Source organism: Paraglaciecola arctica (assembly GCF_018861065.1).
Classification (GTDB): domain Bacteria; phylum Pseudomonadota; class Gammaproteobacteria; order Enterobacterales; family Alteromonadaceae; genus Paraglaciecola; species Paraglaciecola arctica_B.
The window spans coordinates 144,921-163,559 of sequence record NZ_JAHKQO010000015.1; the positions used below are offsets into that span (position 1 = coordinate 144,921).

Here is an 18,639-nt window from a genome sequence, read left to right on the forward strand (position 1 = left end):
AATAAGCTATATGTAACGAAAACGGGGTTAACTGTAGCTAAATTCTGTTAGCCTCAATTGGCTATTTTGTTTAAGTTTCGGTGTTGGCCGCTAAATCAGGTTATCTGCTTGGTGTAACTATTGTTTTTTGTAATAATAACAGAAAAGAGATTGAAGCTTTGACTAAATATTTCGAGATACGTTTTGCGAAAATTGTTGACCGAAAACTAGTTTGCTCTATATTGTGACAACCGAATTTAGTACAACTCGTTTAACCAAAGTAATGATTAAATACCTATCAATATTAATTATTTCTCAGTTTTGTTTAAATGTTAACTGGGCTAAGGGAATGAAAGGATGCTTGAACAAGAAAACCGCTTAATTGCTATCACCACACCATTGGGCGATAACGAATTGGCGCTGTATAAAGCAGAAATTAACGAAGAACTCGCCAGACCATTTTCGATAAACGTCGAGTTAGTCAGTGAAAATGACAATATTTCACTTGACGATATAATGGGCCAGAATGTCACAATTCGGTTGGATACAGCTGGTGATGTGCGCTTTTTCAACGGCTATATTACTGAATTCCACCAGTTACCAAATAATGATAGATACAGTCGTTATGGTGCAACGATCCGGCCTTGGCTATGGCTAATGGACCTCAGCGAAAACTGCCGAATTTTCCAAGAGAAAAGTTACCCCGATATCATTCAACTCATATTTAATGATTTAGGATTTTCAGATTATGAGAATAAACTAACCGGCACTTATCAACCTCAAGAATATGTTGTTCAATTCAACGAAAGTGACTTTAATTTTGTTACAAGACTGATGGAACAAGAGGGGATTTATTACTACTTTGAACATGCCGATGGTAAACACACGTTAATCTTAGCCGATGACAGTACAACACTACCAGACAGTGGCGACGTTGAGTTTCATCAACAAGGCGGTGCTAACGATGTCACTAATATCGAATCGATTACCAAGTGGGAGAACTATAGGAAGATAGTTACGGGGGGAATTCGCTTATCAGATTTCGATTTTGAAACCCCTTCAAAAAACTTGGAGTTTGTGTCTACTGATCCAAAAACGAGTTTATTGTCGTCAGTTGAAAAATTTAATTATCCTGGCAAATATAAAGAGCGGGGTAAAGGTACAGAATACGTCCGTTTATTAATGGAAAAAGAGAATGTAGCCTACGAAACTAAGGTGGCGAAGAGCAATGTACGCACCCTGTTTACTGGTAGCCATTTTACGTTAAAAGATCACCATAGAGATGATCAAAACAGTGAATACCTTATCACTCAATTTCGCTACAATTTATCGTCAGACGAGTATATATCGAATTCTAACCTTGATGACTCTGAAGTATTTAGCAGTGAGTTCACAGCGATCCCTTCAGCAGTCGTATATCGGCCGCAAGTTAGTGCCGCCAAGCCCAAAATGGTGGGACCACAAACAGCCATGGTTGTGGGTAAAGCTGGTGAAGAAATTTGGACTGATAAGTACGGACGAGTCAAAGTGCATTTCCATTGGGACAGATATGGAAAAGGTGATGAACAAAGTTCTTGTTGGATCCGCGTAGCGCAAACCTGGGCGGGTAAAAACTGGGGTCAAATTCAAATTCCTCGTATTGGACAAGAAGTCTTAGTTGATTTCTTAGGTGGTGATCCAGACCGCCCCATTATTGTTGGTAGTGTATATAACGGTTCAACTATGCCTCCCTACGATTTACCTGCAAACGCCACCCAAAGTGGAATAAAAACCAGAAGTACCAAAGGTGGAAATGCTAGCAACTTTAATGAAATTCGCTTCGAAGATGAAAAAGGTAGCGAAGAACTCTATATGCATGCTGAAAAAGACTATAACAGCATGGTTGAAAACTGCCTAAGCGAAACAATCGGTAATAACAAAACAACACGAGTAGGTGCAAGTCACTCTGAATCGATTGGCGCAAATATGCAAGTGACTGTAGGTGGCAGCTTAACCGAAAGTGTAATGGTTAACGTCGCGGAATCTGTCGGTGTGGCAATGGAATTAACAGTGGGTGCCTTTTATGCAGAAACCATAGGGGCTAAAAAGACTGAATCTGTTGGCGGCGATAAGTCTGAATCAATTGGTGGAAATCACTCTGAAAGTATCGGCAAAAATCGAACACTTACAGTGGCCGATGATTCGAGTGAGTCTATCGCTAAAAACCGAAATCTATCAGTAGAAAAAGACAACAATGTATCAATCAATGGAAAAAGTACAATTGGTATAGAAAAAGAACTAAGCCTAAGTGCTAAGAAAATTCAATTTACTGCAGATGATGAAATATCATTTAAAACAGGCAAGGCAATGATCACCATGAAAAAGAATGGTGATATAACCCTTAAAGGTAAAAAAATAACCGTTAATGGTCGCGGTGACGTCATTATTAAAGGCAGCAAAATTAAGGAGAATTAATTTGACTGCATTACATTCGTTGGCAGTGGGTAGTGAAAGTGATCTTATTATCGGACAATTTATTGGGTTGGACGAGCAGCAAAGACCATTAATAACTTCTAGCTTACATATCAAACCGGTAGTGGCTCAAGCAATAGTGACAATCAATGACGATCCTATGTTACTCAGCGGTAATTCTGTCATATTATTTATGGGTAGCGATTTACCTATTATCATGGGGTTTGTTGGTGACACTTTGCAAAATCAAAAACAGACTTCCTTTGGTTTAGTTGGAGACACATTAACGTCCTCATTGCATGTCGACGGTAAAAAAATCAACCTGCAGGCGCAAAACGAAGTAGTGCTCAAATGCGGTAAGAGTTCACTTTCATTGTCCCGAAACGGCAAAGTAACAATAAAAGGAACCAACATTACAACACGGTCTTCAGGCGCTAATAAAATAAAAGGCGCAAACGTCCAAGTCAATTAGTGTTGCAAACATCAAAGTATTAATTAGGGAAAATAATTAATTATTCACCACGAGGAGTATCTAATGAGTGTGAGTGTGGGTGTAAATTTTATGTCGGTAGTGCATAAATCAAGTAATGGGATCACTATTGCTTTTCCTGATGTCTGTAAAACACCCTCACCAGCGGGCCCAATCCCTATTCCATATCCCAATATTGCTATGTCTTCTGATACGGCAAAAGGCACCAAAAAAGTAAAATGCGACGGCAATCCAGTTTGTGTCAAAGATTCAAACTTTAAGACGAGTACGGGTGATGAAGCCGGTACTGCTGGCGGTGGCATTATATCCAGTAAAACTAAGGGTAAGGCCGAGTTCGTCAATTTTTCATTTGATGTCAAATTCGAAGGCAAAAATGTTGCTAGAGCCTTTGATTTAATGTTGCATAACGATAAAAACACCCCACCATTTCCAGTGTTACAGCCACCTATTATTGGTGTCGCCATCATCAAAGAAGAATGTGATATCTGTAATAAGCCTTTGTAAAACGATGAGTAGAGTTTCGATCATATTATGCAGGCATTAACTATCATACACACCGCACTAAACACTTCTTTAGGATTAGATGTTCAAAGTAGCGCCGCTGGAGCGAGGGCTGGGTTAATAAGAAGCCAGGAAGCAGATAACTTCCCAATTGGTAAGCCTGCTGTGGACGAAGTAGAAAGTGCCATTATCCACCCCTTACCTTTTATTACTGCGGGGTTTCAAGACCAAGCTAGACTCGGGGTTATATTGCAAAAGACCCTTAGCGATGTTTGTAAGCAAATAAATCGAGACAAGGTAAATGTTCCTATAGATTTATACTTTTCGTTACCGCACCCTCATAGAACTAATCAAGGTTTGGCTTTACAAACCGAGGAACCAAGTACAGAGCAATCCGAACTAGAAGATCTACTTAATACCGAAGAACCGGATGAAGCCTTATATCGTGCAACACTCAATCAAAGCATTAACGGCTTACCTTGGCCAGTTGCCCCAACAACTAAAGCGTTGTTTTTTTCGGGAAGTACTGGTGTATCTGAATGTATCGATGCTGTTAGTGCCAAAGTAGAAACTCGAAATAAAAACGGAGCGTCTGACGAACCTGATACACTTGCAGTGATTGTTGCCGTTGATTCATTGGTATCTATAAAAGAACTGCAATGGCTTCACGCTTGTAATCGATTAAAACATTCAGGTAATCCGGTGGGTGTGCAATCGGGTGAAGCGGGTTCTGCATTAACAGTATGCTCATCAGCGTTAGCCTCTAAATTAGGATTAAAAGCCCAAGGCAGTATACAAACTTGTATCATCGACCATAGTCCTACAAGTCAATTAAAAGCTGAATTATCAGACGGTAAAGTGCTGGCTAAGGTTTTAGATAAATTACTTCCTGTCACCGAACAGGACACTATTTTTAGAGCTTGGGTGGTCAGTGATCACAATGGTGAAGACTCAAGAGCATCAGAATGGGGAGGAGCATTACATTTCCTAAAGAAACATCAGCCCAACGTCTTAGTTAATGATACATGGTTTCCAGTAATTTCTTTTGGTTACGCTGAAGCTGCGTATGGTGCCGTTGCCATAGTCCTGATTTGCGAAGCATTTAACAGGGGCTATGCGCCTAGTCCTTATGGGTACGTAGTGGCATCAGCTGATGGAATTTTGAGAAGTGGGATGACGATAACTTTAGCCAATGGTAGAGCAATATAATGTCCGATAAACATAGAAGAGGCAGTACCACCAATGAGTTCTGTTCAGTTGCAGCGACTGGAAAGTGCGGTTGTGGAAATGATTATTTTAAGGCCTGCGAAGGAGAAGCAACTGGTTGGGGCAATTACCCACAAAAATACTCAGTAAGAAATGCGTCAACTAAATTAATAGAAAGCTTACGAAAAAATCAGCGCTCCTTTGAAGCACATCACGCTTTACCCGTTGCTTGTATATCTAAAGTCATTCTTGCATGGGACGAAAAGGCTAATAGTAGCCCGAGTGTTATTTCAGGAACTAAATGGTGTATCAATACCGAGAAGAATATGATCGCCATGCCCATGTGGGGGCACACAATTATGTGGTACACCGATAATTTTTCTGCTGTATCCGATGAAGTAATAGAAGAAATCCTCTCTAAAAATGAAGGTTCAATAGGGAATAAGGCGCTGTCAAAACTTTCTGCAGAAGCCAGAAAGAGCCTATCAAATATGCTAACAGATGCCGGAGATACCGCTCCAGCATTTAAGGATTTACCACAGCATAACTATAGTCATACCGGTAGAAGCGCTAAATCGGGTTACAACCAGGAAGTAATAGGCGCTTTAAAGAATGTCGTAGCTAACGTAACAGCCGCCAAAGATAAGCATGAAACAGATAAGATAGACGCTATCAAAGATAAACTCGACAAACTCTCCGAAACGATGAAGAAGAAGCTGAAAAAGAGAGCAGTATCGAGGAAATATTCAAGCACACATGAAGCATGGAAAGGCGGCATGAAAGGAGCTGAAGATGACCCAAATAGTAACCATTGGTATCTCAATTTTTCTATGGCAGAGCGTCCCACTAAAATGACTTTTCCACTAGGAAAAGCGTCTGGCTCCATGGCTAGCAAAATTTCAGGTCTAGCTCGCTCAATGTGGATGCCTATAGAGTAGAAACTAGGGCCGAGGAGAAAGAGTATGATAAATGACAGGTTTACTATCTGGCGTTTTAAAGATGTGCCTAATGCGTACGTGCCAAAAAAACTCTTAAATATGGAAAGGAATCTTCGCCTTAGCATGGGGGTTTCTATGGTTGACGACATGCCAAGTCATCTGCAGTTTAGTGCAGACCCTGATTACCCGCACGACTTACGGATGTTGGATTGTTTCGGTAATACTCAGAGTGTTATTCCAATATCACCCAAGCTTAAGGTTTTCCTCGAAGAAAAAAACATAATGAACCTCGAGTTCATTCCTGTTGATATGCTGGATCATAACAAAAGCGTGCTAGCTCGATACTTTCTACTCCACTCAACTGAAGTGATAGATGCCATAGACAAAGAAGAAACTGACTTAGAAGTGGATGACTTAAATAACGAAATGTACGACACGGTTGATGACTTGACCTTAATCGACAATAGCGTTCCTAATCATATTCAAATATTTAGAGTTAAAGGCTTATACGACGTAACTTGTATAAGTAAAACTCTGGCGAAAGATATTGATGATAACGGTTTTACTGGTATCTCTTGGAGAGAAATATCAACTTATAGTTGTTAGTATTCAAGTAATACGAATCACATGGATACCTTAATGATAATTAAAGACAATTTAGGAGTAAAATATGACTGATAGGTTTGTTATATGGGATTTTGACGATGTGCCCAATGCATACGTACCGGATGACCTATTAAACATTGAGAATAAACTTTCTCTATTGATGGGGGACTCTCTCGCGAGTGATATGCCAGAAAACCTTCAGTTTAGTGCCGATCCAGATTATCCCAACGATTTACTTATGTTAGATAGTTTCGGCAATACAGAAAGCATCATTCCTATATCACCTAAGCTAAAACACTTTCTTGAAAACAAAACCATTCCTAATCTTGAGTTTATTCCTGTAGATATGCTTGATCATAAGGGGAGGGTACTCGAACAGTACTATTTATTGCACTCAACCGAGGTCATTGATGCAATCGATAAAACACAAACAGAGTTAGAAATAGACGATTTAAATGATGAAATGTATGAATCCGTCGAAGACCTAACGTTATTGGATGAAAGTATTCCACAGGAAATACAAATTTTTCGAATTAAAGGTTTGTACAATGCTATTTGCGTTAGTCAATCATTAGCAAAAGAAATCGATGATAACGGTTTTACTGGCATATATTGGCAAGATATTTCTGATTACAGTAGTTGATAAAGTAGCTATTTTTATTAGGTAAACATATGGATTTTGAACAAGCGGGTGAGGCACTTTCTTATGAGATTGCATTTTTTCAACAAGGGCTTGATAACCCTGACATGCCGCAACATGAGAAAGGTGATTTGGTTAATCAATTAATCCAGCAAACTCAAGCGTTAGCCATTATGGTGTTGCTAGTGCGAGGAGACAGTAACGGCTTTTACCACAACTTAATTAGAGCAGCCTTAATTAGAAAGCGGTTTTTGTCTGAACTATTAGATGCGCAAAAAACAAAAGTTTATCATCAATGTTCAGGTCGAATTCAGGGCTTTTTGAGTGCAGTTGCGGCACAAGATTTTAATTTGGCGAAACAAATAGCTCAACTTTCACCTGCTGAGTTTCAAAAAACGATGGAGTACCAAGAAGACTTTTGTTATTCGCAATTACTACATCATTTGGTTTTACAACATCTAAGCGATCCACAAATAGAAACACTCTGTGATCAATACCAAGAGCTAACAGGTGAAAGTACTAAGACCGATTTGATACGTGCGATTATTCAAAAAAGCCAAAGTGATTTTGAAGAAGCATTTGAAGAGCTCATTGTAGAACAAGAAGAGTTGATACTAAAAAATGAAAAACGCGGGCAGTTGGATACGCCAGAAGTACTAGCGCATCGAAAGGTTTTTATCGAAGGGCTAGCACTCATAAACCTTGCCAAAATCCACGGAATTGATACCACTACCCACTACCAATTTTGCCCTGCAAATAGCTTAGTTGCTATGACCATTCCTTTCTCCGGAGAATAGCAATGAACGCAGTTATGATATTATACGCTATTGCTGCCATCTTTATAATTTTGGTTGCTGTGAACTATAACAAGCCCGAAAAAGACCTAGCTCGCAAAACGTGGTTGCGAATTGCCTTGATATTCATCGTTGTTGCTACCGTCAATTGGTTGCTGATTAGTTAAGTGAGATAAGATCTATGGTTACCAGCTACCGGCAATTTATTAATGAAATCTATGAAGAGCACGTTGAAGAGGCGTCATTTCTATATGAGCAACGATTGGCGTTGATGCTCGATGCTGATTTGTCATGGTTTTCCTTTTTTTCTGAAGAACAAACCTTAGATGCCCATCTTGACGGGTTAATCATTGGAGCGGAACGAGCATTATCAATTTCGCAACAAATTGCTTTAGAGGGCGATGTAGGAGCAATCTATACCCTGCTAAGTCTTTGGTGTTTACGCAATAACCGTAATAAGTTTCTAAGTGAATTAGATAACTTTGATTTAGAAGACGTTGAAGTACAGCAGGCTATTCAGTTAGCGTTATTGCATAGAATGCCAGTAGACTGGTGTGGTGAATTATTGCAAAAGGTGCTTGATCAGCAACCGGTATTACTGTTGCTATTTATCCCTGTGTTAATTAAACATCAACAAATGCCTGCAAACCTAGCGTTCAAGCAGTTGTACAACAGTATCGTTACCAATGAACAAGCCGATGTTTCGCCTTGTATACAAGGGATTTATTATTACTCCGATTTAGATACTGATGCACTGTTAACACATTTTATCCTTAACGGCTCAAAGAAAGAAAAGAGCGCTGCCGTATTGGTTCTTTTACGTTTAGGACGAAAGTCAGTAGTTGAGCAGACGCTTGCGAAAGTTAAGCAAAAAAACGCACCACTACTAAGTTTTGCATTAGGAGCACCAGCCACATTCTTTAGCAATCTAATTGAAACAAACACGGCCTCAAACTGGAACGAAAACAACATAAAGTGTTTAGCTATAAGTGGCTTGGCAGACCATATTCCTGAGTTAATCAAATTACTAAAAGACGAGTCTGTGGCCAACTTTGCCGCCAAAGCACTTTTTATGATTACTGGCACACGCTTGATAGACAATGTTTTTCAAGAAGAAAGCTGGGACAAAGCAGATTTGTTTGATGAAGAAATTGAAGAGTTTGAACAAGGTAAAATGCCTCAAAGAACTGACGGTCGTGCTTTTGGTGAAACGATTGAACAAATATCACTTTCTCTCGAAACTTGGCTAGATTGGTGGAAACAAAACCATACCCAATATATTAGTGGTACGCGGTATCGGTTAGGGGTGCCAATCTCTCCGGTTGCGTTAGTTAAAACGCTGAGCTTTGAATTTGTTGATAATGAAATACGTGAATTAACTTACCAAGAATTAACAATACGCTATAACGCCAAACACTTTTTTTCTACTGAGGAGCTTATACAAGCGCAGCAAAAATCAATTCTCGCCCTTTATCAATGGGCTACAACTGTTGAAAACAATTTTACACCAGGTCAATTTTATCTATCTGGAAACATACAATAAACACATCACAACGAATCTAATCAGCAACAGGAATATTCAATGGGTCACCCCAGAGTTAACAATGCTACAACCTTTCATTTTGAGCCTTTATTTCTTCAGGATGAAGAAATGCGCCCCTTATTTGTAGGTTTGGTTAAAGCAGCATTTAGAATTCAACCTGATAGTATCGGCCCTGTTATACCAATGAAGGAACAAATTGCTCCTGTACTTGCTGGCGAACAATACGGCCCACCAGAAACTAGTAGCTACAAATATGAACCAGAGTGTGTGCCTTTTAAGCAAAATACCGATATCGTTCTTATTGCTACAGCACGTGCACCAAAACAAAATATCACCGAATTTGATTGTGGTTTCAGGGTAGGGGATAACATCCAAGTTGCACGTATTTTTGGTAATCGAGTCTGGCAAAAGGGTGCCGCAGGTATGCGTATTTCAGAGCCGGAAATAGTCACTGAAATCCCCCTAAATTATGAGAACGCGTTTGGAGGAGTGGATACCAGTGTAGAGACCAAACATGGTCATCCATTTGAACAAAGGAACCCCGTCGGAAGGGGATATCATAAAAATAGTAAAGACTGCATTGAAAACTCACCGTTGCCGAATATTGAAGATCCCAATCATCTCATTAGTCATTATACCGATTGTCCTGCCCCTATAGGCTTTGGATTTACCTCGCCAAATTGGTTACCAAGGCGTTTATTAGCTGGTACCTATGACAAAAAATGGGAAGAAAACAGATCACCAAAGTTACCCTTGGACTTTAACCCTTTATTTTATAATGCGGCACCTAAAAAGTTGATGGCTACAGGTTATCTTCAAGGTAACGAGCCTGTGCAGGTTTACAACGCGTCACCTTGGTCAAAATTAAAATTCTCTTTACCCGATGAGCCTGCCCCCGTTATTTCAGTAAAACTCAAAAGTGGTAGCCAAGTTAAATTACAAACAGTGTTAGACACTGTGGTAGTCAATACCGACGACATGTTACTGTTTCTTCACTATCGATGCAGTCATGTACTAAAGCGTGGTTCTCATGATATATCTACAATCGATGTAACTATTACCGACTACGAAAACAAGATAAGTACTAAAAGAGACATATAGGATTCGTTTGTATAGATGCCCAGCCAACCATGTTTCATGATACATCATGTTTTTACCATTGTAGATTCAACCTGACAGTACTCACAAATATCCAAGATATGATAAGCAATTTATAATACCCATTGCATAAATATAAATAAGTCTAAGTACAGACCAATTTCATGATGTATCATGAAATTAGACGGTAAATCACAGTCTTATAGGAAGCCTATTTATGTATATTATTAATGTTGGGAATGATGCTTAAACACCAGGAAATTGATTACGAATGGCAAATGTACCGAAAAAACCTCCTTGATTTTCTAACTGAATTAAAATCAGAGAGTTTTATTAAAATCGAGGATTCTGAAGCGTTAACTACCCATATCCACTTGTTATGGGCTCAAGTTAAAGAGGCTCAAACAGCAAAACAAGCCTTCAAACTACTAAAATTGTACATTGCCACTGACAAACTAGAAGTATTTAGAACCCGTTATAGAAGCTATAAATACAGATCAAAAAATAATAGAAAAACAATAGTCGTGTCAGAATTTATTAGGCAACGGCTTAGCGACACCATGAAGTCTATTAACTCAGAAAGTGTAGATGAATGCTTAGACTATTTAATGTCAGAGCTTTACATAGAGCATAGAGATGAAGCAGTAAGTAACATTAGAAATATTGTTTATGGAAATGAAGTAGATGCCTTGCATAGTTTAATGCAGCGAATTTCTTTTAGAGACAAGGAAGTAATAAAAGCCAGTATCGAAGCTTCATTTATGGCAGGTTGGGAGGCATCAAATACATCGGTAAGTAGAAAAGCTGGCCATAAGGAGTTAGCCAGAAATCAGTATGTTGAAAAACAGGTATTATCAAAATTCATGGAAGACGGAAAATTAATAGCACCCGTAAAAAATAATTAGAAGTGCATTGGCAAGCAAACGAGTTCATTTACTGAATCGTTTGCTAGTTAGAATTCCTGATAGTCATGATACACTCAATTTAACATAATATACATTATAGGAACTCTCATATATTTTAGTTTAGGAGTGTTTTATCACTTTAAGTGTAGTCATTGTCATTTTTCGCACAGCGTGTCATTAAATAGTTAGTGTACGACCCATAGTATTATTAACCATTAACCAGCAGCATAAAACAATCACACTGCACGTGTTAATGTCTCAAACTGTGAACGCTTGATACAGATCGCCGAAGTGTAGTTTACAAACATCGCCAGTTGGCGAAGGCTACTAGCATATTCTCCAATATTGAAAATAACAACGTGCTGGTACATATGCCATTGTAGCGCTGACGCCATAGTATCAAATGTGTTTGTATCTTTGTTATTGGCTGTGATGACATACAGGTCTGTCGAATTACGTAAGTCGGCTGTCAAACTGATATGTGTGGCGTCATAACTAGTAGAGCCTGTAATTCTGAATGGGCCCTCTGGATGACCGTATAATTCAACTATGTGTTGTTCTGGTGCGGTTTTGCCACTAGGTGCCGCAATGGTTTGTGGGGTGACCGTTTTGCATGTTACTCAAGTTAGTGCAGAACAGCTCACCCTACTCGGCTAAATTGTTATATAAACTTCGTTTGGTATCAAATAGCCAACTGACTTAGGAAACGAATTATGATTATTGATGGAACGATTGTGGGTGCCGACCCTAGCAGAAATGAGGCAACGAAACAGCCAATTTGGCCAATGAACAAGGGAAACTGGGTCGTAATGTATAAAACAGTTGCAAACGGTACAGCAGCTAATTTTAGCTATATTTGCATGTACCAATTTGATTTCGTTACGAATCGACACCCTCACCTGTTGATCAACTGGTCGCAGTGGATGGCGACCAACAGATCGCTGGTTGAAAGCCCTATTAGTAAGTATTGACAGGTTATGCTGGTAAACGCCCTAATCGGACATTAAAATTTAGATTTATGAAGTTGGTTTATATGTCCTTCGTAAAACTCAACAACAGAATTTTCTTGAATGGTTACGACGGCTGTAGTGTGTGTATAGCGGCTACCTGTATTCCCATTACTTTGCTCATAACGCTGTAGTTTAATAAATATTATTAAATCCATATTCTTTTGAGTTAGGACATCTTTCAAAAAATCCTTTGAACATTTTAGTCGTAGGCCATTGATAGATGTTCCTTCGTCATGCTCTCTTGTGTATCTCCAAGCTTCTGCAATTGCCGCAATATCACCATCACTCGTATTCCACTGTCTTTTGAAGGGATCACCTGTTTCAAGCGTGAACCTTTTAGTTATTTCTTTTGTAAAGTATGGGCGATCCATGGCACACCTAGCTCCTAAGGTATCGCTTTCGTCTATTTTACTTTCTGTACTAGGGCAAACAAGCCACGCCTCATAACTTTCTTTTTGACTATTTATGTATTCCTCTTCCTCCTCTCCCACTTGATAAGTTGGCAACCAAGCTTGAAAAGGGTCTTCTTTAGATAGCTTCGTTGCTAATTGTTTAGTTTGCTCTGATGGTACTAGTGCAGAGGATATGTAAATACTAATACCATCAGAAGAATGCCAGTTCCCCTCAACAATTATATTATCTTTTACCTTCAGTGAATTAAGTCCAATAAGACTTAGTATGGTGTTCTGGTTACCTGTAATAACGAGTTCTTTCTCACCCTTTTCAAATAGATTTATTTTAGTGTCGAGGGGGGGGACATCTACTCCATCTGATAACCATAACCCATCTTTTCGAGTTAGCATTCCACGGCTCATCCAATTAGGCCAAGGGTCATCATCATATGAATCGTTTGTGACAGGGGATTCAGTAAGAATATCTCCAGCAGCTAAGAATAAGGAATTCCAGCCCAACTGTTCACCATATGTATGGTAGCTGGAAGTAATTCCTTTTGTTTGTCGTCTACCAAAGCTTCTATTCCTGCCGCCACTTTCGTACATGCCATCTATGCTATCGTCGAACTTTCTAGCCCATTTTGTAATGATGTCGCTCATCTCCCAGCCATGTTTGCCAAATACATCGCTTAAATACTGAACGTCATATTTGTTGAAGTCATATTCTAAAGAAAATTCTGCCTGAGCTTCTGGTGCAGTGTCTGGTCGTGCATCATATAATCCAGATTTTCTGAACTTTCTTACTTTATTTTTCAAACGAGGATGTGGAGATTGGTTGACAGCTTTTATATCCTGCTCATCTTGCACAGAAAGTTTAAGATTACCTTTGCTAATGCATGTTTGGATTATACTGACAGCGAAGTGTTGTAGTAGGACGTGCGGTAAATCTTCATCTAAAGCAATTTCCTTAAATATGTCTGCGTGTTTTGTTAGCTTCTTTGGATAATCGATGGCTACTCTAGCTAAAGCAATTAATAGCCACAGACGTGCATGTAACTGATAAAAGACTAACTCTGGTGCTTGAAAAGGATGTGCGTTATCTAAAAATATTTTAGAAACGAGTATATCAATGACATCCCATCTTTCTAGTTTTGCAAAACGTCGAATACTGTGAGCCGCTCTCCACCTGTCTGCGGCTAACGGAGCGCCTAATTTTAGCCATACCAAACTTGCTGCTATCTTAGTTGTACCTTCTGATGGATACATAGTTTTTTCCCACTCCCCATCCTCTACATTCAAAGATAGTTTAGCAGCACTACTGTTGAGCAAGCGCACTAAGGCTTTTTGGCCTTCACCATCATCAGACTTTTCGCAAATAATCGAAGCTAAAGACATCCATACTGCGGCAGGAACATAAATATCAGAGCCAGAATATTCATTTATTAACCGTGTTGCCAACGTTGTGATCGGTATATCGCAAAGATCTGAAATTTCCTCTAAGTTTGAAGTAGGTAAGCTATCAGAGCTAATTAGCTCACTTGAATGTCGCTGAAAAAAAATGTTAGCAATATTACTAAATGAAGTGTTCAAAGCTTTGGAAGACTTACACCAGTTATCTTTACACGCCTTTAGTTCTTTAATCTTTCTGCGGTAAAATAAATTTTCAAGTTTGGATATGATTTGGATATAACGAGAACGATCACCAAAACTTACTTTTGCACGTATACCCGAAAGGTAGTCTCTCTCAAGAGTATAAAAGGTTTGTATTTCATCTAGTTTATCAATGGCTTTAGATATGGCTGTTTCATCCATTGGATCAGTGTCAGCGATAAGTTCAATGACTATTTTTTTGTTTTCTTGCTCTCTTTTTTTTATGCTTCCTTTATCTTGCTGGTCTGGTGCACCTCTGTAATTCATGTGTTCATTACGTTGCTCCCTTACAGTCTTCAATTTTCCACTAAGCGCCTGCAAACGAATTGTTGCCTCGTCAGTATCACCCAAAAGCTTAGAAGATATTGCTCGCAACCTTTCCACATCATCATCCATCGGGATGTTAGGGTTATTTTCTTCAAATTGAGTAATAAACTCTCTAATAAGCTTCTCTTTATTAGGGAAATTAAGATTGTCAATTGCTTGAGCAAAGTAAGATGTACGACAGCCGTATGATTCAGAAGGATCACAAAGCCTTAACAGAGGTAATGCTATATCAGCATCTATTTTATCATCATTCAATAAAGCTAGGAGGCATGGTAGAAGTGTGTCTTCAAATAAAACTTTTGAACGGTCATCCCACCGGCTCAGTTTGGCCAACACGTTACAGCCGGCTACTCTAGATAGGCCTTGTGCAAAAGCATACCAAGGAAATTTTCCAGGCTCTTCTCCTATATTGAGTTCACAGATATTGGTTAAAGTATGAAAATCTTTACCTTCAAGCTCATCTCCTTTTATAGAAGCGGCAAACAACAAAAGTTCATTAGTAAACGCATAATCACCAGATCCAATGGTATCCATTTGATCTAGACCAGCTCTAAAATACTCTGCTGCTTCTTCAACACTGGCAGGTAAAATAGCTCTAGATAAACTGGCATAAAGAGAAACTCGCGCATCCACATCGTCTTCTTGCTCAATCATAGTGCTGGCCTTTAGCGACATTTCACCAGCCAGTTCGTGAAAAAGTGTTTGCTTTGATAAAGTTGATATAATCTGAATTAAATTAGCTGAGCCTATAAAACTACCTTCGCTTAGGGTCTCCCAAAACTTAGTAATAGATAAAATTGATAAATCGTTTCGTGTCCATAGTGAAAAAAGAAGTAATCCTTGGCCTAATTGGTCGAAGAACCTATTGAATTCACCATGTTCATAAATACTTCTCTTTTTTCTGGCGTCAGACCATACACGCACCAAATCAAGAAAAGCAGTTTCCGCCTTACCAACGGGAGAGGATAATAATTCAGCTAAAGATTTTGATAATTCAGTGAGTGGCTGAAAACGCTCGTTCAAGAATCGTTCAGAATTATTCTTATTATCATAAGTAAATGATCGCTCATGATCTTTTTGTACTTTCTCTTTTTGGCTTTGCTTAAACCTCTCAGTGATTTCCTTTTTTAACAACTTTTCAAATTCAACGTCATTAATCTTTTTATCAGTTGTTGGCCATAGCTTTACCAATTCTTCAGGCAAAATATCCTGCCCTGATAAATTGTGCCCTTCTGCCATGGAAGTTATGGCCTTATTTATAATAAAGGGGATGATATTTTGAATTGAAAAATTATCGTTGAATGACCATAGTCTAGGAACTTCAGTCTTTATGGCTCCGCAAATCGATAATGCCTCTGATTTTAAGCCCATTGACAAAGCTATAGACCCAGCTTTAAACAAACCGTCTTGAATAACGTAATCGCGATGTCGATGAAAGTTGTTCCCTGTTTTTATAGAACTATTTTTATTACACGCCTTAGCAAGCTTTTTAATTAATTCCTTTTGATCATCACCCGAACATTCATGAAAAGATAAGGCTCCTGTAATAACACCGATATCATCTGTTAAACCTTTTAATAACTCATCTACGTCGATTACCAGATTGGAAGACAAAAGCTTTGATTGATAAATGAATGAGAAAATATATTCTGAAACTTCATAAGCATACCAAGACTTCCATCTTCTCATCCAGCCAATAGCGGTTTCGATTTCGCCTTGTGATAAAATGCATAACGGAATTGCCGCAACATCTATTCTTTCTTGTCCGCTACGGTCTCTTTTATATTCATCATCTTGTTTAGCGAAGTGATTGATCCACTCATTAGCAGTTAGGGCGTGACGGTATGCTTCACTTGAATCACCTGATAGCACATGCGCAATTGCAAGCCTTGCATGCCTGGTACCTTGCCATGGAGTACGAATTTCAAATAGTCGTCTTGTTGCATCGGTATCTTGAGCTGCAATGATCAAATCGGGATTATTTAAAATATAATCAGCCCCCCTTTTATTTCCAGCCTCAATAGTAGAAAGTTCAACAGACAAACGAACAATTTGATTATAGTTTTCGGTATGGGTAGCATAAGACACCGCTGCTTTTAGTCTTGCGTGGCGAATGGCTTGCTTACCAACAGTACTTGTAATTTCTATAGGAAAGCGTTCATCAAAGGCTAACTCAAATAGCTTTTCACCATCCCCCCGCTTTTGTAATAAGCCAGGTAAAGAACGTGCGGCATATACTGAAACACCTTGTTGTTTATATAGATTTTCAGATACCTTTTTAAGGGCTTGTTCATTTGAAGCATAAGTTTTTCTTATTAATGTTTCTGTTGGTTCATCACGAAACCAAATACCATGCTTAGTTCTCTCAAGTAGTGGCGCTAAATCTGCTATAAAACTCTCTATTGCACTCACATCCATATCCTGAGCAATCGCATATTCATTGATTGGCACAGGAGGAGGAAGAACCGATAAGCCGGCAAAAAATGAATTTATATCGGCCTTTCTATATCCTCGTCCTAATGCCTCCTTTAAAGCTTTCTCGATGCGAGTTTTAAGCAGTTCATCCAGTTCAATCGTTTTGTTTATCTCGGATTGATCTAATAATCCTCTATCGGTTAATGCTAAATGATCTAGAACTCTAGGATTTCCAGCTGACCTTGCTTGAGCAACTTCAATTTCTGTGGAGGTAAGGTTTTTTACTCTCTTTTTTAGGTAGATTTTAGTTTCTTTAATGGAGAAGGGGTTTAACTTATACTCTTCGCAAGTAAGATCCTTTTTAGCTATTTCCCTGCGCTCTGTTCTGCAACTCAAAACTAATGTTACGTTTGGGATACTTTGATTGTACTCAATACTCCTCAGTAGCTCTTTAGAAAAGCAAACTTCATTTTTTTCTTGTGCGAACTCGGCGGCATTGTCTATTGCATCAATAAACAGCATTAGCTTTTTATCCGAAGATACTCTTTGCAAAGTATTAGCTGCTTGCTCAAGCCTGCTTCGGAAGGTTTTGATTAGATCTTCTGTATTGTTATGTATTGGTATCAGGGGATCACACAAACCCTTTTGGGCTAGTCTGTTTACGATATGAGTAAAAGCTCGTTTAGGGAGATGACGAGCATCTTCAGGTGCTCTGTATGCACCACCACCGAAGCAATCAAATAGAACAACTTCATGATCCTTCGAATAGTGTTCAGTAATGCTTTGTAAAAAAACAGTTTTCCCAACACCGCCAGCGGCATGTATCAAAAATGGATCGCGAGTTTTATCTATAAGTTTGATAGCGTTTGCTAATTGCTCTCGTTTTACTATCTGCCCAACTTCAGGAAAGCTCTCTGGGCATGGAAAAAGATCTTCTTTATTCACTTCTAGACGATCTAAAACATCGACAAGTTTTATAACATTATTTCTTTCTCCTTCAGTTCCTGCTTTATCTCTTAGCAACTGTTTCATGCCTTCTAGATAAGCACGTGACATAGGATCACGACCAGCTGACCAATCGGCCAAAGTTTTTGATAGACTACGCTTGTTATCTTCTAAACTTCCAGAGAAACCAGAAAAAGATACTCTTTTAGCAAAATCCTTAAGTTCTTTGCCCTTAAGACCGCATGCCATTGTAAATTGATCCGCTTGCTTTTTATTTTCGCCTATTAAAGGTTTTCCTTCGGCTATAAATCGAACCGCATCCTCTAAAGCAGGGTATATGGGTCTATTAGTTACTAACTCAAATTCTAGCTTTTTATTGGTTTCATTGACGCCATGCATATTTATATGGTCTTTGTATGCAGTAGAAAATTTTATGATGGTTTTTTTAGCATGGCTGTTGCGAAAGGGGGTGCGCTCATCGCTAATTGAGTATTTGAGTTGAACTATTACAACCTTGCCTGATCCTTTAAACGTCGGCCTTTTACCGTAGTACATAGTGGCATCGGCAATTTCTACGGTTTCAGTGGCGGCATTTTTTTGGTCGGCTGGGTGTAAACCTTCTATGGCTATACCGATAAGATCATCTTGCGGCCATAATAATTGCAACGCCCTGCGCGCTGCCCAGTTTTCATGAAATTCATGACCATCACGTGAGGCTCTTACCTTGTCTACTGAACGTCTATTAATTG

Annotated in this window: 12 protein-coding genes; 11 read left to right on the plus strand and 1 reads right to left on the minus strand. The window is 38.9% G+C overall.

The genetic code is table 11. The features are described 5' to 3' along the window. Nucleotides 1–336: 336 nt before the first annotated feature. From KO534_RS05350 to KO534_RS05400, 11 genes are all read left to right on the plus strand, one after another. Nucleotides 337–2,433 (plus strand): type VI secretion system Vgr family protein, encoded by a 2,097-nt coding sequence (locus KO534_RS05350; protein WP_215928133.1) that lies wholly within the window; start codon nucleotides 337–339, stop codon nucleotides 2,431–2,433. 1 nt (nucleotide 2,434) lies between these two features. Then, nucleotides 2,435–2,902, plus strand: coding sequence for a DUF6484 domain-containing protein (locus tag KO534_RS05355; RefSeq protein ID WP_215928134.1), 468 nt, complete (start codon nucleotides 2,435–2,437; stop codon nucleotides 2,900–2,902). Between the two features lie 63 nt (nucleotides 2,903–2,965). Further along, the gene (locus KO534_RS05360) at nucleotides 2,966–3,424 is read left to right on the plus strand and encodes a DUF4150 domain-containing protein (RefSeq protein WP_215928135.1); all 459 of its coding nucleotides are present in this window, start codon (nucleotides 2,966–2,968) and stop codon (nucleotides 3,422–3,424) included. A gap of 27 nt (nucleotides 3,425–3,451) precedes the next feature. After that, entirely contained in the window at nucleotides 3,452–4,630 is a 1,179-nt protein-coding gene (locus tag KO534_RS05365) for a hypothetical protein (RefSeq protein ID WP_215928136.1), read from the plus strand. After that, complete coding sequence (locus KO534_RS05370; protein WP_215928145.1) at nucleotides 4,630–5,565, plus strand: hypothetical protein; 936 nt, start codon at nucleotides 4,630–4,632, stop codon at nucleotides 5,563–5,565. Before KO534_RS05365 ends, KO534_RS05370 begins: the two co-directional genes overlap by 1 nt. Nucleotides 5,566–5,589: 24 nt before the next feature. Beyond that, nucleotides 5,590–6,171 (plus strand): imm11 family protein, encoded by a 582-nt coding sequence (locus KO534_RS05375; RefSeq protein ID WP_252731964.1) that lies wholly within the window; start codon nucleotides 5,590–5,592, stop codon nucleotides 6,169–6,171. 64 nt (nucleotides 6,172–6,235) lie between these two features. Then, nucleotides 6,236–6,814, plus strand: coding sequence for an imm11 family protein (locus tag KO534_RS05380; RefSeq protein WP_215928146.1), 579 nt, complete (start codon nucleotides 6,236–6,238; stop codon nucleotides 6,812–6,814). 29 nt (nucleotides 6,815–6,843) lie between these two features. Next, a complete protein-coding gene (locus KO534_RS05385; RefSeq protein WP_215928147.1) occupies nucleotides 6,844–7,608 on the plus strand; it encodes an Imm49 family immunity protein in 765 nt (254 codons plus the stop codon). 178 nt (nucleotides 7,609–7,786) lie between these two features. Beyond that, nucleotides 7,787–9,148: a hypothetical protein gene (locus tag KO534_RS05390; protein ID WP_215928148.1), complete on the plus strand. Its 1,362-nt coding sequence runs from the start codon at nucleotides 7,787–7,789 to the stop codon at nucleotides 9,146–9,148. A gap of 39 nt (nucleotides 9,149–9,187) precedes the next feature. Continuing rightward, on the plus strand, nucleotides 9,188–10,249 hold the full coding sequence (locus KO534_RS05395) for a DUF2169 family type VI secretion system accessory protein (protein WP_215928149.1): 1,062 nt from the start codon (nucleotides 9,188–9,190) through the stop codon (nucleotides 10,247–10,249). A 236-nt stretch (nucleotides 10,250–10,485) separates the two neighbouring features. Continuing rightward, nucleotides 10,486–11,151, plus strand: coding sequence for a hypothetical protein (locus KO534_RS05400; RefSeq protein ID WP_215928152.1), 666 nt, complete (start codon nucleotides 10,486–10,488; stop codon nucleotides 11,149–11,151). Between the two features lie 1,003 nt (nucleotides 11,152–12,154). Here the strand turns inward: KO534_RS05400 and KO534_RS05405 are convergent. Next, nucleotides 12,155–18,556 carry an NACHT domain-containing protein gene (locus KO534_RS05405; protein WP_215928154.1) on the minus strand — a complete coding sequence of 2,134 codons (6,402 nt, stop codon included), beginning with the start codon at nucleotides 18,554–18,556 and terminating at the stop codon, nucleotides 12,155–12,157. Nucleotides 18,557–18,639: the final 83 nt, after the last annotated feature.